Raw genomic sequence first — 12732 nt, 5'->3', positions numbered from 1 at the left:
TGGCACATAATAATTTGCTGCACATGGATAAATTAAGCGCTGCGCTCTTGATTTACCGATAAGCAAGGCGCTACATCAGTGTCGCCTAAAAGACCGCTGCTGGCCGTTTGCCGTCTTAAACAAAAAATAAAGCTTGGCTCATTACTGGAGCTGCCCAGCAAGGCTGGCTCCATTTATCCCAATACCCAACTACAAATACCCCATTTCCGCAAATGACTTTCACCCATCACTCCCCACCACCACATGATCAATCACTCGAATGTCCATCAGCCCCATAGTTTCTATGAGCCGCTGGGTGATACGTCTATCTGAATCACTTGGCTCGGGATCACCGTTTGGATGGTTATGCACCAAGATGACAGCAGCAGCGTTGTAGCGAGAGCTGCTTTTAGCACTTCACGCGGGTAGACGCTGGCCGCGTCGATGGTTCCACGCAATAGCTCCTCAAAGCGGATAACACGGTGCTGACTATCGAGGAAGAGAACACTAAATACCTCGTGCTCGTAATCTTGAAGCAGTAACTGCAGGTGCTCAAACGCCTGCGAGGGCTGTGTAATCTTGCGGCCTTTAGCGAGTTTACGTCGTGCAAAACGCTTGGCCATGGTGATGATATCGGTTTCGGTAACGGGAGAAGTGACCAAGTAGGTGCCCGCCACTTCCCCAGCTTTGAGTTCGGCGTGTGTCATGGTTGTCTCCAAAAAATAAAAAACGCCGGGGTGGTGGTCCCGGCGTCTATGTCGTTAATGATCGGTTGGTGTATCTATGGAATCGTCGCGTCACGCAGCCATCACTTGGTTTATGCGACGTTCCATCTCCTCATGGAATCGTTCTACCCGCTCGGCAATGGTGCGGATCATAATGTCGTCACGGTAGGCACGTTTGATAAACAGCGGCATGCCCGGCCAGTAGCTCACAAAGTCGATCCACTCCCGCTCGCTGACCCATAGCCCGCCCTGGCATTGGGGCACGTGCTCATCGGGTATTTCGCCGCTGAGCAGTACCTCAATCTGGAACTTAGGTAGCTTTGTTTTGATTTCCAGTAAGCCATTAGCGCCTACCAGGCTGTCTGGCGAGTAGCCCACCTCGTGATTAAGGATCAGGCCCACCTCCTGGGGCTGAGGTTCGCCGGTGGCATCGCAGTAAAGCACACGTGCCACGCCTTCCAGCTCATGGCCACGACGGGTATGCGCGTTACCCTGAAACGGCTCGGCCAGCTCGCCGGTTATGCGCTCGCCGATCAATTGATGCATGTAGGTAATGGCCCCGGCACCTAATCCACCAGGGCCTTTGCCCTTAACCAGTAGTGACTTTAGCTCCGACATGGTGACGCGCCCTAAGCGCGCCGCCAGCCACTCAGGGGAGCCTTGCGACATATTGAGTATCTGCATGAATGCCTACTTTACTCAGATAGAGGTGGTACGCCGTTCACTTAACGGCTCGTTTGGTGAGAGAAGCACGTAGCTTGTCGAAGTCGCTATACGGCACTTGCACAGCTGAGCCGTACTTGCCGCTAAACCACTCCTGTGTCGTCGCGGGGCATTGGCTGATCAAGCGTTGGATTTGGCCTGCCTGGAAGGGGGTTATCGTCTTGATACCTGCCTTGGTACTGGCGTTACCGTTATCATCCTGGCCGCGAGTGGTGATGTTGAGTAATGCGGAAAGTACATAGCGCTTGCCGTAGCTGGTAGATGAGCCAAACGCCTGCACAGCGTTCTTGTTACCGCTCATATCGGCAGGCAGCAGCATGCTGGTCTCCTCACGGTGGCCATCCTTATGCATCAGCACACCGGTCACTTCAATGCCGCGCTCCTGCGTCTGAATACGAAAGCTCACCGCAAAGCCGTGTTTCTGCATGATGGGCCGTACGGTGTCGACGATATCCTCCAAGGTGGCGTAACAGCCGTTGTTAGTCTGCCCGCGCTCTTCGATGCTGGGGAGTTCGGTCTGCATCGCCGCCATAGCTGCGCTATAGGCCATCAGGGCCTGGCGATCCATGACCCGTTCCTGCATCTGCAGTAAGCGTTCCATTTTGTCGATATCGACGTCCGGGTTGAGTGCCGCGCGCTCAATTACCTGGATAATGGCCGTGCTCTCAGCGAGATGCGGGGTGGCCGCTGCAGGAACGGCTTGTAAAGAGGATGCAGACGTTTCGTGATTTACCACATTAGTTTTGGTTGCCATGACAAGAGTCCTTCAATAGAGGTTTAAAAATCGGTGGGAAGCTCGCTGGGGGAAACGGGGCATAGGTGCAGCTCGGTGCGATACAGCTGTCCTTTTGCCATCACGTAGGTCTCGGCATAGGTTTGTTCTTGGGCAAGCAGTCGTTCCGTCAGTTGGGTTAATGCGATATCTAAATCGGGGCTAAGAGAGGCCATGGTGTGCTCCACGTAAAAAGCAAAAAGCCCAGCCTGTTAGGGGCTGGGCTTATCGCACTATCCAATGAGGGGTAAGATAAAAACCAAGAGAATCACTAGCAGTAAAATGAGAAACAGCATGTCAGCTCACCAGGGCAAGGGCTGTTTGCAATGCCTCCTGCTTTAACTGAGCTCCTTGGCCGAACCACGCCGAATCCAGACGGGTATCATTGCTACGCGCACGCTTGTCGTGATCCACGTACTCGGTAACCGCATTGAGTAAGCCCCACGCGGTGTCCTTGGCAGTATCGAGGTGCGAACCGCGGCCTTCGCCGTGGTAAAGCTTCTGTACCTTGTTGAGTGCCCGGTAGTTAGGCAGCTTGGAAGGGTCGTCTATCGGCTTATCGATACCGCAGAGCACCGACTGAAAATACTGCTGCGCCTCGCGGTGGTCGATTTTACGTTCCGCTAACGCCTTCATGCGGTACATGAAGTCGTTCCACTGGGAAACCGAAATACCCAGTTGGCTTTTTACCGCACGAGGATCGAACTCAGACCGGTGGGGTACCTTCACCGCTTGCGACGTACCATCGACGGCAATCTGCAGCGTGTTGTTACACACCACCCGCACCGTGGTGGGTGTCGCCATGGTGGCCAGCGTGCCATCACACGACGTTGCCAACAGCAGGTAGTCGTTGACCTCATCTTGGCCTTTGAGCGAGGTGCTTAAGCCACTGCGCGCCAAGGCCCAGAACTTACGCCCACCTTTAAGCACGCCTGCCGTCTCCAGCTCATACCCCGCGTACTCCGTCAGGTCGCGATAGAACTCCAGTATCTCTTCGGGCTGTACCACCTTATAGCGCTGCGACACCACCGATAGCGGGGCCTTGGTATCTGAGCGGTAGAGCACCTTCTGCTCAGGGAACGAGTGGATACTGCCCAAGTGGCTAGCGCCTTCAGCGATAAAGCGCACCGGCGCTTCTTCAATGTGCCAGTTCATACCGGCCTGTTGCTGCCAGACCTCTAGCGGTTGTTGACGGGTTAGCTGTTGCCCAAGGCCGTGCCACGGGGTTGCGCCGACGTAAGCCATTTGTTCAATGAGATGAGCCATGAATAAACCTCCAGACATAAAAAACGCCAACTAAACGCCAGCGCTAATAAGTAATTAAGGGAACCGCCGAATGCGAGGGTAAAAGCCGGGGCTTAGTTGGCAGCCGCTAAGGGCGGATGGGACTCTCGAAAGGTGTGCCCACAGGCAAGGCACAGCCAGGGGGTACCGGAGCCAGGTGGCAGCCACTGCATAAATAGTGACGTCGTAATCCGAACGCCTGACTGGCCACCGGTAACCGCACCTATCAGGGCGGCCGGCAGTTTAGCGAGCGGAAAACGCGCCGTTGCGAGTGATAACGTTTGGGTAGCCGCGGTAGCGCGTAAGGCACCTATCGCGCCGCCCACAAGGCCCCCGCCAACAACGCCTATGCGTTGGGCGGTATCAAGATTAATCAGGCGTGTAGCGACACAGCGTTTACAAGGTGGGGGCATTAGCAACACTCCTAGGTGACACAAAGCGATTCATGGGGTGGATTCATAGGAGTGATATAGGTCTGTAATTTTTTAGCGTTGACCTTTGAATGGTTGCTTCACTAACCCTCTTTACTGATACTGTTTATATATACATAAAAAGTAAGGAGCCGATATGTCATTGAATGTGTCACTGCTGGGCCGGGCAGACGCCATGGCCCCATTATTACCGTTACCGCTCTATTCCAGTGCCGTACGCGCGGGGTTTCCGTCACCGGCAGATGACCATCTGGATGCCGACCTGGATCTGCACCAGTACGTAGTGAAGCGACCGGCAGCGACCTACTTTGTTAGGTCGGAGGGCGATTCCATGCTGGGCGACGGTATTCACCATGGCGACCTACTGGTCGTCGATCGCAGTCTGGAAGCGCTGCCAGGGCGCATTATCGTTATCTGTGTGGACGGTGAGCTCACGGTGAAACGCTTGGAGCGGGTAGGTCAGCGTACCTATCTTCGGGCCAGTAACCCTGCGTATCCCCCCATTCCGATTGATGGTCGTGAATCCCACGTCTGGGGCGTCGTGACGCATGTGCTTCACAGCTTTCCAGGGGCAACGCTGCAATGATGGCCCTAGTCGACTGCAATAACTTCTACGTCTCCTGCGAGCGGGTCTTTAACCCATCGTTAGAAGGTCGTCCTGTGGGAGTGCTATCCAATAACGATGGTTGCGTCGTCGCACGTTCCAACGAGTTAAAAGCGCTGGGCGTTGAAATGGGAGCTGCCATGCACCTATTAACCCCAGATGTGCGGCGCCAAGCTGTGCTGCTATCCAGTAACTATGCGTTGTATGGCGATATGTCCCAACGGGTGACCGAGGTGTTGGGCAAGTTTTCGCCCCATGTGGAGGTGTACTCCATTGATGAATGCTTTGTGGGGTTTCAGGGCTTTGAGATAGACACACTGGAACAACGGGGCCAAGCGCTGCGCGATACCGTTAAGCAGTGGACGGGTATTCCGGTGTCGGTGGGATTTGCGCAAACGCGAGTGCTCGCCAAGGTCGCGAACCATGCCGCTAAAAAGCACCCTGCGTATAAAGATCAAGGCGTGTGTAAGTTATTAGCCGAGAGCCCGTCTACCAAGGCGTTGTTGAAGCAGTTGCCGGTGACTGACCTATGGGGCGTGGCACGCCGCACCGGCGAGCGGTTACGCGTCATGGGCATTGAGTCTGCCTGGGATCTCCGTGAAGCAGACCCGAAGTATATTCGGCGGCATTTTAGCGTGGTGCAGGAGCGCATCGTCTGGGAGTTGCGGGGGCAGTCCTCCATTCAGCTAGATGACATGAGCCAGCCCAAACAGCAGATCATGGTTTCCCGTTCATTTGGTCGACTCACCAACGACCCTCATCAGCTTAGGGAAGCGTTACGGCACCATGCCGCCAGGGCGGGTGAAAAGCTACGCAAGCAGCACAGCGTGACCAGCGCCGTCATGGTGTTTATCCGCACCAACCCGTTTCGTACTGATTTACCCCAATACCGTCAACGAATTGTCATATCCTTAGAACGGCCCACCGATGATAGCCGGGAGATTATCGCCGCCGCGGTACAAGGCTTGCGGTGCCTCTGGCGTAAGGGCTATGCCTACCACAAAGCCGGTCTTATGCTGCTTGATCTATCCCCCAAGGCCAACCGGCAGCTCACCCTAACCGAAACCCCACAAACCGCCGAGGAAGCCAAGCGTAGCGAAAGACTCATGGCTACGATGGATAAGCTCAATCGGGAACTCGGAAAAGGGATGGTGCAGATGGGCTTGCCACGTCAAGATAACGCCTGGGCACTGCGTAGTGAACGGCGCACGCCTCGTTACACGACGCAGTGGAACGAGCTGTTGGCAGTAAAGTAAGAATACTGCTAAGCGAGATGAAAGATTGGTGCCGATATCACAGACAATCTCTTTTCAACAGTTAGCAGGCGCTGCCCAACTCCATTGTTCTAGCTCTAATAAATGCATCCTAGTGCTTGGTCGACGTTACTTTTGTGAACAATTAGAGTAAATATAGTTCTATTCAAACGTTGCAGAGGTTATGGATGCCAGCTGATCAAAAAGACATCACTATAGGTTTCTTTGTTGCTAACAATGCACAAGGTGCCCAGCTCGACTTAAAAGTCTTCCTGGAACAATATACGGATACTCAAAACGGCACTGGGCCCGTGCATCCTGACGGTCGCTTTTCATACGAATTGCGCGATATGACAGTACAAAGTGGTTGTATTCAGGGTGTTTTTGCAAAGTTCCGCAGTGATCAAATCCCACATATAGGAGAGGCTGGAGGTAATGAAAGGGAAATCGAAATCGCTGAAAACGAAGGATTACTGGAGAAAAATCACTTTATATATCGGCCCCTTGATAGGCTACTCGTGTTTGAACAGAACGGTCATGGTAGTCGCCCTGCCCGACTAGGACGTTACATTACTGAACAGGCAGGTGAAGTTTTGACCTTTGATCCGGTTCTACAAGGCGACGCAGTTGAGAGGCTAATGCGCGGTGAAGCTGAGATGCGCTCAATGCGAGTAACTTTTGCGCGGCCCACGAATCCAGATCTCTTTCCTGAAGACCAATGGACTCGTAATTTGATGGAGCAGATGGCAATTGCCGGTGGCTCGAGTGTTGCCCTGTCTATCACTTCAGACAGCCGGAGTGATGACGAAGAAAAGAACAGGCTGTCTGCTAGAATGAAAGGAGCGGTTACAGCTTTGATGCGCAGCGGCTACGCACGAACTGTTCATGTCAAAATTGAAGAAGATGGCATTGAGCACCCAATCGATCTAATGGCAGATCGTATTACCTCAGTACAAAGTGTCACCATGGTAGGCAAATATCCGGTGAGGAGGTCAATTTATGCAGCACTCAGTTCTGCATTCGAAGAGCAGCGGGATGCGATCTATGGCGTTATTGGCGTTCCTGAAAACCGCAATAATTAACTTTTTGATTCCTATGGCCGTTGGCACGGCTGCATATAAGGGTCTCTGCGTTATTGAAGATGCAAGGTTGACCGCTACCACTATGGTTGCTTTGTCTGGAACTCTGATCGGTTTTATGATGGCTTCACTTTCAATGTTGATCTCAGCAGCTGATCGTCCTTTCCTTCAAAATCTCCGGCGCTCTGGTCACTTCAAAGGTTTGGTTCAGGAGATATTGACTACCGCTATTTTGTGGATTGCGGTGGTGGTAGTGGCACTGGCAGGGCACTTCGTGGTCGGTGATTACCAGCGTTATGTGGTTGCAATCGCTACGGCACTTCTGACTCTATCTTTCATCCATTTTTTAATTGTCGGGCGAAAATTCAAGATGGTAATTGAGATATTGTCGGCAAACTAAAGTCCCTTGTTGGAATCTGATGTTCTGAGATATGAGTAGATTGTAGAGAACACTGCGGGAGGAGATTTTTACCTATCTGAATTAATAATAGGCGCAATCAGTTCTGACACCTTAATTAGCGCCTGTTTCCGCTCTTCGTAATAGTCATACCGATCATAAATACCTTCGACACCTTTTAGTTTGTGATTCAGGCAGCGCTCAGCAACGTGGCCAGGCACTCCCAACTCAGCCAATAAGCTCCGACAGGTACGCCGTAGGTCATGCACTGTAAACTCGGCGATACCACCCATTCTATTCTCGGGCTGTTGCTTCTTGCCTGGCTCTTTACCAAATAGCTTGGCAATGGCGCGATTTAGTGTGTCCTTGCCCATATGGGGCTGCTTGCTGCTGCGACGGCTAGGAAACACATACGGCGAACCACAAGCGCGAATCTGTAGCTCATCCAGCCAAGCGATAGCCTGTGGAGGTAAAGGTATCGCAATCCCTACACCCGATTTGCTGCGTTCGCCCGGTAGATCCCAGTTAGCATCGTTCAGGTCGAATTCTGACCACTTAGCCTCTGTAAGCTCTGTTTTACGCACCCCTAATACGACAAGCAAAGCACATGCGAGATAGTTATCACGGGTAAAGCTAGTCCGGTTCTCTCTGAACACAGCAAAGGCTTTACTAAGCTCATCGATGCTTAGCGCCCTGTCGCGACTTTTCTCGACCCCACCCGCATCGTTAACGTTGAAAGCGGAGGCGGGGTTATAGGTAAGCAACCCTAGCTTGATGCCGTGGTTAAATAACTGTTTTAAATACATCAAGGCATCATTTGCAATGGTTGGCCGACCGCTGCTAGTCACCTTTCTGACAATGGCACGTATATCCATCGGGGTAACGCTATCCAGCGTTAGCGTACCGATAGCTGGAGCAATATCCCTTTCAAATACGCGCTTCGGGATGTTGGGATGCTTTAGGCGCTTCTCTAAATCTTGGTACCAATCGTCGAACAAATCCTGCACCGTACTGATGGTTATTTGTTCTTCACGTTTGCGCTCTGTAAGAGGGTCTGTACCGCTACGAATCGCCTTCTGAGTCTCAATCACCTGCTCACGAGCTTCAGCTAGGGAGAGGTGAGAGTATTTGCCCAGCGTCATGCCACGCCGTTTACCCGCGAAGGTATAGCGGCACATCCAATAGGCAGCTCCTGCCTTAGGAATCATCAAGTACAAGCCATTGCCATCACCATAGCGCCCAGGTTTGGCTTCTCTGATCAATGATTGGATTTTCTTGGCAGTAAAGCTCCCCATCCCTCACCCTCTCCATTAACGCCTCAACACTTCACCATTTTACGAATAATTTTCAATAGTTTATGTAAAAAATGGGTAGTAATTTTAAGAAATTCGGCCTGATTAGTGGGTATCATGGCATCTTACTACCCACTTTACTACCCACTTATCGGTGGCTTAAGCCGGAACCAAGGAGACCAGCATAGACAAATAAAAATTAAAAAACATTCTAAAACAATATTTTATATATCAACACGGACAAGCACGGTCACTACTCAATATTCTGAATCTGCTCCCGCATTTGCTCAATCAACACCTTCAACTCCACCGCACAGCGCGTCGTCTCGGCCACCACGGACTTGGATGAGAGTGTGTTGGCTTCGCGATTAAGCTCCTGCATCAGAAAATCCAGGCGGCGGCCTTTGGGGCCTTTTTCAGCGAGCTGACGGCTGACTTCGCCTACGTGGGTGGTTAAGCGGTCGAGCTCTTCATCCACATCGGCCTTTTGCGCGACCAGTACGAGCTCGGCTTCCAGGCGTTGGGGGTCGAGTTCGGTTTTGGCGATTTCCAGGCGTTCCAGCAGTTGGGCGCGCTGGCGTTCCAGAATCTGCGGCAGCAGGCTTTTAACCGTAGCGACCTGCTCGCTTACCGCCATTAGCCGAGTGGCGATCATCTCGGCAAGTTTTTCGCCTTCCCGAGCGCGAGCGTCGATCAACTCCCCCAGCGCTCGGTCAAACAGCGCCTTGGCGGCCGTTTTGATGGCATCCTGGTCCAGGTGCTGGGTTTCCATTACGCCCGGCTGATTTAGCAGTTCAAGCGCCGTCGGCGCCAGGGCGCTGGGCACCTGCTGCTGCACGGCATTGAGTGCCTCAACGATAGCGGCTAAGCGAGTGGTATTAACCGCCGGGGCCTGCACGGTTTCAGCGCTTTCAAAGCGCACGCTGCACTCTACTTTGCCTCGCGCCAGGCGGGTACGCAGGGTTTCACGCAAAACAGGTTCAAGATCACGCAGGCTTTCGTGGAGGCGAAAATGGGGCTCCAGGTAACGCTGGTTAACAGAGCGAATTTCGACTTGCAGCGTGCCCCAAGGGGCGGCCTCCTCGGTGCGGGCAAATGCGGTCATGCTGTGTACGCGACTTGAAGTGGCCATGGGTTCATCCTGTTAAAAACGCATTTATCTCAGTCTACCCGATAAGCACGGGTTTGAACGTTAAGACGTGTACAATGGCGGCCTTTTCTTAACAACGCGCTTATTGTGAGGTGCTATGCGTCCTGATGTTGTTCGCCCCAGTGGCCGCGAAGCCAACCAGCTCCGTGAAATTCGCTTGACCCGCGATTACACCCGCCATGCAGAGGGTTCCGTGCTGGTCGAGTTTGGTGATACCAAGGTGCTGTGTAATGCCAGCGTAGAAGCGGGCGTGCCGCGCTGGCTGCGTGGCAAGAACCAGGGCTGGATCACTGCCGAGTACGGCATGCTGCCCCGCGCGACTCACTCACGCAGCGGCCGTGAAGCCACCCGTGGTAAACAGGGCGGGCGTACGCTGGAAATTCAGCGTTTGATTGGTCGTAGCCTGCGGGCAGCAGTCGACCTGAAGAAGCTGGGCGAGTTCACCATCACTGTGGATTGCGATGTGATCCAGGCCGATGGCGGCACGCGCACCGCGTCGATTACCGGCGGCTGTGTGGCGTTGATGGATGCGATTCGCTATCTGCAGCGTGAGAAGAAGATCAAGAGCGACCCTTTCAAGCAGCTGGTCAGCGCGGTTTCGGTGGGTATCTATAAAGGCGTGCCGGTGCTGGATCTGGACTATCCGGAAGACAGCAAGGCCGATACCGACCTGAACGTGGTGATGACCGAAAACGGTGAGCTGATCGAGGTGCAGGGTACCGCCGAAGCCGGCGCGTTTAACCGTACCGAGCTTAATGCCATGCTGGATCTGGCTGAAAAGGCAGGTTCTGAGCTGCTTGAGCATCAGCGCGAAGCGTTGGGCATTCGCGGCTAGAGAAGTGTAAATATCGTTAACTCAATGAGCCGACCTCTGGGTCGGCTCATTGATAACGACGACGCGGGAAAGATGCTTAAAGGGCGAGATCGTACTCGACAATTAGCGGGGCGTACTCGGAGAAAGTCGCCTCTTTATCGATCCATGCGTCGACCACGTGACGACGGAAGTTGGGGCCGACTAACTGATAGTCGATCCGCCAGCCTTCCTGACGGCTACGCGGTACATCTTGGTCGAGCTTCGGCCACCAGGTGTACTCACCTGCATCGCGATTGATTTCGCGGAAGGTGTCGATAAACCCTGTTGGGCCGAGCACCTGATCCATCCAGGCGCGTTCTTCCGGGCGAAAACCAGACGTCAGTTGGTTATCAGACCAGTTGGCCAGATCAACCGTTTTATGGGCAATATTCCAGGTACCGCAGATGATGTACTCGCGCCGTTTGCGCGACATCTTCGTCAGGTATTCCTGGTACTGATCCATAAACGCCTGTTTGGCTTTCTGATCGCTTCCGTCAGGCATCAGAAAGGTAGCGATACTGAAGCGGTCATAATCCGCCTGCAGAAAGCGCCCTTCGTGATCACACTGTGGAAAGCCCAGACCATACATGATCGCCTTGGGAATTTTACGGCAGTAAAGCCCAACACCGGAAAAACCATCCTCTTCCGCATCCAGGAAATAGCCTTCATAGCCTTCCGGATAAAGAATATGATCATCCAATTCAAAACTTTTTGCCTTGATGTTCTGCACGCAAACCACATCGGCATCCTGCTGAGCCAGCCAGTCCAGGAAGCCACGGTCGACGGCATCACGTATACCATTAACATTGATGCTGGCAATTTTCATAAATCGTCCCTTTTGCGTCGCTGCTGTATGATACCCGACGTTTAGACGTTTGGGTAAATAGACAAACCAATTCTTGCTATTTACCTGTGTTTTATTGTTGCCTTCGTGCCGACTTACCCCTACTGCCTTATGAGGAACGCCGTGGCTACCACTTTACAAACCTACCAGCGCGAATTCATTGCTTTTGCCATTGAGCAGGGCGTTCTTAAGTTTGGTGAATTTACGCTGAAATCAGAAAGAGTGAGTCCTTACTTTTTCAACGCAGGCTTATTCCAGACAGGCCGTGCGCTTGCCAAGCTAGGCCGTTTTTATGCCCAGGCCATTGTGGACAGCGGTTTGCAAGCCGACGTGCTGTTTGGCCCTGCCTACAAAGGCATTCCGTTGGCGGCGGTCACCGCGGCAGCGCTTGCCGACCACCACGATCTGGATATGCCCTACGCCTTCAATCGCAAGGAAGCCAAAACCCACGGCGAAGGCGGCAATATCGTAGGTGCGCCGCTTGCCGGCGATATTTTGATCATTGACGATGTAATTACCGCAGGCACTGCGATCCGCGAGGTCATGGGTCTGATTGAGCAAAGTGGCGCCCGCGCCGGCGGTGTAATGATTGCCCTTGATCGCCAGGAACGTGGTCAGGGCGAACAGAGCGCTATTCAGGAAGTTCAGGCCGAGTACGGCATGCCGGTGGTGAGCATTGTAACCCTTGAGCAAGTGCTCACTTACCTTGAAGAGCATGCCGGTGGCGAAATGCTCGCCTATGCGGAAGCCGTGCGCGCCTACCGCGACCGTTACGGCATTTCTGCCTAGTATTTGCCATTTAGCTAGGTGGCAAGTGCGCCAGCAAAACCTTGCTGGCGCCACGCCTCATAGCTCACAATAGCCACCGCGTTGGAAAGATTGAGGCTGCGGTTATTGGGCTGCATGGGAATACGCAGCTTTTGGGCGTCTGGCAGCGCTTGATGCACCTCAGCAGAAAGCCCGGCGGTTTCAGAGCCAAACAGCAGCACATCTCCCGGTGCAAAATCAGCCTCGCTGTGGGGCCGCGTGCCTTTGGTGGTAATTGCCCAGATTCGCCGTCCCGGCATGGCTTTTTGAAACGCGGCAAAATCAGCATGACGAGTCACATTGGCCAGGTCACGATAGTCGAGCCCGGCACGGCGCAGCTTTTTTTCTTCAAGATCAAAGCCGAGCGGCTCAATTAAGTGCAAACGACAGCCATTATTGGCGACCAAGCGCATGATGTTACCCGTATTGGGCGCCATGCGTGGTTCAAACAGCGCTACTTCAAACATCACCACCTGCCTATCCATGTTGTGCGCGTAGAAACGGCTGATTGTAGATGAAAAACCGCAAAGGATAACGTG

Annotated in this window: 15 protein-coding genes and 1 pseudogene; 6 read left to right on the top strand and 10 right to left on the bottom strand. The window is 53.3% G+C overall.

Annotation, left to right across the window (positions count from 1 at the left end):
* Positions 1–219: 219 nt before the first annotated feature.
* The 6 genes and pseudogenes from INT33_RS21660 to INT33_RS05150 form a co-directional block, all read right to left on the bottom strand.
* Positions 220–500: pseudogene (locus tag INT33_RS21660) on the bottom strand (JAB domain-containing protein); the annotation flags it as partial.
* 276 nt (positions 501–776) lie between these two features.
* Entirely contained in the window at positions 777–1388 is a 612-nt protein-coding gene (locus INT33_RS05170; RefSeq protein ID WP_193091296.1) for a lambda exonuclease family protein, read from the bottom strand.
* Between the two features lie 37 nt (positions 1389–1425).
* Positions 1426–2181 (bottom strand): ERF family protein, encoded by a 756-nt coding sequence (locus INT33_RS05165; RefSeq protein ID WP_193091295.1) that lies wholly within the window; start codon positions 2179–2181, stop codon positions 1426–1428.
* 23 nt (positions 2182–2204) lie between these two features.
* Positions 2205–2375 (bottom strand): hypothetical protein, encoded by a 171-nt coding sequence (locus INT33_RS05160; RefSeq protein WP_193091294.1) that lies wholly within the window; start codon positions 2373–2375, stop codon positions 2205–2207.
* 121 nt (positions 2376–2496) lie between these two features.
* Complete coding sequence (locus tag INT33_RS05155; protein WP_174788280.1) at positions 2497–3465, bottom strand: DUF932 domain-containing protein; 969 nt, start codon at positions 3463–3465, stop codon at positions 2497–2499.
* A gap of 92 nt (positions 3466–3557) precedes the next feature.
* A complete protein-coding gene (locus tag INT33_RS05150; RefSeq protein WP_193091293.1) occupies positions 3558–3896 on the bottom strand; it encodes a hypothetical protein in 339 nt (112 codons plus the stop codon).
* A 154-nt stretch (positions 3897–4050) separates the two neighbouring features.
* Here INT33_RS05150 and INT33_RS05145 point away from each other — a divergent pair, with 154 nt between their 5' ends.
* The 4 genes from INT33_RS05145 to INT33_RS05130 all read left to right on the top strand — a co-directional run bounded on the left by INT33_RS05145 (position 4051) and on the right by INT33_RS05130 (position 7250).
* The gene (locus INT33_RS05145; RefSeq protein ID WP_193091292.1) at positions 4051–4500 is read left to right on the top strand and encodes a LexA family protein; all 450 of its coding nucleotides are present in this window, start codon (positions 4051–4053) and stop codon (positions 4498–4500) included.
* Positions 4497–5774: a Y-family DNA polymerase gene (locus INT33_RS05140; RefSeq protein WP_193091291.1), complete on the top strand. Its 1278-nt coding sequence runs from the start codon at positions 4497–4499 to the stop codon at positions 5772–5774. Before INT33_RS05145 ends, INT33_RS05140 begins: the two co-directional genes overlap by 4 nt.
* Before the next feature lie 185 nt (positions 5775–5959).
* Complete coding sequence (locus tag INT33_RS05135; protein WP_193091290.1) at positions 5960–6853, top strand: DUF6731 family protein; 894 nt, start codon at positions 5960–5962, stop codon at positions 6851–6853.
* Entirely contained in the window at positions 6816–7250 is a 435-nt protein-coding gene (locus tag INT33_RS05130; protein WP_193091289.1) for a hypothetical protein, read from the top strand. Before INT33_RS05135 ends, INT33_RS05130 begins: the two co-directional genes overlap by 38 nt.
* A gap of 68 nt (positions 7251–7318) precedes the next feature.
* Here INT33_RS05130 and INT33_RS05125 read toward each other — a convergent pair whose 3' ends face one another.
* Together INT33_RS05125 and INT33_RS05120 are read right to left on the bottom strand one after the other, a co-directional pair.
* Positions 7319–8542, bottom strand: coding sequence for a tyrosine-type recombinase/integrase (locus tag INT33_RS05125; RefSeq protein WP_193091288.1), 1224 nt, complete (start codon positions 8540–8542; stop codon positions 7319–7321).
* 250 nt (positions 8543–8792) lie between these two features.
* Positions 8793–9671, bottom strand: a complete 879-nt coding sequence (locus INT33_RS05120; protein WP_193091287.1) for a YicC/YloC family endoribonuclease — start codon at positions 9669–9671, stop codon at positions 8793–8795.
* 115 nt (positions 9672–9786) lie between these two features.
* Here INT33_RS05120 and rph point away from each other — a divergent pair, with 115 nt between their 5' ends.
* Positions 9787–10524, top strand: a complete 738-nt coding sequence (rph, locus tag INT33_RS05115; protein ID WP_193091286.1) for a ribonuclease PH — start codon at positions 9787–9789, stop codon at positions 10522–10524.
* Between the two features lie 76 nt (positions 10525–10600).
* Here rph and INT33_RS05110 read toward each other — a convergent pair whose 3' ends face one another.
* Positions 10601–11368 (bottom strand): exodeoxyribonuclease III, encoded by a 768-nt coding sequence (locus INT33_RS05110; RefSeq protein WP_018918456.1) that lies wholly within the window; start codon positions 11366–11368, stop codon positions 10601–10603.
* Positions 11369–11509: 141 nt separating this feature from the next.
* Here INT33_RS05110 and pyrE point away from each other — a divergent pair, with 141 nt between their 5' ends.
* Positions 11510–12175: an orotate phosphoribosyltransferase gene (gene pyrE, locus INT33_RS05105; protein ID WP_193091285.1), complete on the top strand. Its 666-nt coding sequence runs from the start codon at positions 11510–11512 to the stop codon at positions 12173–12175.
* A gap of 14 nt (positions 12176–12189) precedes the next feature.
* On the opposite strand, the gene INT33_RS05100 is transcribed toward pyrE, so the two are convergent.
* Positions 12190–12660: a tRNA (cytidine(34)-2'-O)-methyltransferase gene (locus INT33_RS05100; RefSeq protein WP_018918454.1), complete on the bottom strand. Its 471-nt coding sequence runs from the start codon at positions 12658–12660 to the stop codon at positions 12190–12192.
* Between the last annotated feature and the right edge of the window lie 72 nt (positions 12661–12732).

It is taken from the genome of Halomonas colorata, assembly GCF_014897985.1.
GTDB classification, from domain to species: domain Bacteria; phylum Pseudomonadota; class Gammaproteobacteria; order Pseudomonadales; family Halomonadaceae; genus Vreelandella; species Vreelandella colorata.
This window is presented reverse-complemented; position numbering and strand designations above follow the sequence as displayed.